Origin of the sequence: Actinoalloteichus spitiensis RMV-1378 (assembly GCF_000239155.1) — a bacterium.
Taxonomy (GTDB): Bacteria; Actinomycetota; Actinomycetes; order Mycobacteriales; family Pseudonocardiaceae; genus Actinoalloteichus_B; species Actinoalloteichus_B spitiensis.
In genome coordinates this window covers 1-1,008 of sequence record NZ_AGVX02000837.1, presented here as the reverse complement: position 1 = coordinate 1,008, position 1,008 = coordinate 1, and the positions used below count along the sequence as shown (strand labels likewise).

Below are 1,008 nucleotides of genomic sequence, written 5' to 3'. Positions count from 1 at the left end.
GGTCGCCGCGGCCGCCGGCGGCCACGGCCCAGCCGGGGGATTACCCGGCGAACACCTCGGGGTTGACCGCGTGGGCGGGCCGGCGGCCCTCGAACACGTCCACCACGGCCCGCGCGGCGTCCATCGCCACCTGCCGCATCGCCTCCCGGGTCTGCCCGCCGATGTGCGGGGTGAGCACGACGTTGTCCAGCTCGGTCAGCGGGTGCCCCGCCGGCAGCGGTTCGGTGTCGACGACGTCGAGACCGGCGCCGGCCAGCCGCCCCGACCGCAGCGCGTCGACGAGGGCCGCCTCGTCGACGATGCCGCCCCGCGCGGTGTTGACCAGCACCGCGTCCTCGCGCAGCAGGCCCAGTTCCCGGGCGCCGAGCAACCCGGCCGTCCGGTCGGTCCTGGGCAGGTGCAGGCTCACCGCCGAGGAGGTCGACAGCAGCTCGTCCAACCCCACCGGTTCCCCACCCCGGGCCCGGACCTCCTCGTCGGGCAGGAAGGGGTCGTGGGCGACGACCTCCATCCGGAACCCGGCCCGGGCGATACGGGCCACCTCGACGCCGATGCGGCCGAACCCGACCAGACCCAGCCGCTTGCCGGTGAGCTGGGTGCCGACGAGGGCGCCCCGCAGCTCGTGGTCCCCCCGGCGCACGCCCCGGTCGGCCAGGGCCACCAGCCGGGTCGCCGCCAACAGCAGCGCCACGGCGTGTTCGGCGACGGCCAGGGTGTTCGCGGCCGGGGTGACGCACACCGGGATGCCCCTGGCGGTGGCGGCCGCGACGTCGACGGTGTCCACCCCCACCCCGTGCCGGGAGATCACCCGCAGGCGGGGCGCGCGCTCGATGCTGGGCGCGCGGAGCTCGGCGGTGCGGAGCAGCACGGCCTCGACGGTGTCGGCGACCTGGTCGAAGGGCACCGCGCCCGCACCGTAGCCGGTGACGACCCGGCCGTGGCCGGCGAGGAGGTCCACCGCGTCGGGGTGCACCGGCCGGGGGACGTAGACGACCCGCGTCGAGGGGA

The 1,008-nt window shown here is 77.1% G+C and carries 1 protein-coding gene; it reads right to left on the bottom strand.

Going from position 1 to position 1,008, the window contains the following annotated elements:
* Nucleotides 1-40: 40 nt before the first annotated feature.
* Nucleotides 41-1,008 (bottom strand): hydroxyacid dehydrogenase (locus ACTIDRAF_RS31480; RefSeq protein ID WP_016701525.1); only part of this gene is annotated, 968 nt, incomplete at its 5' end.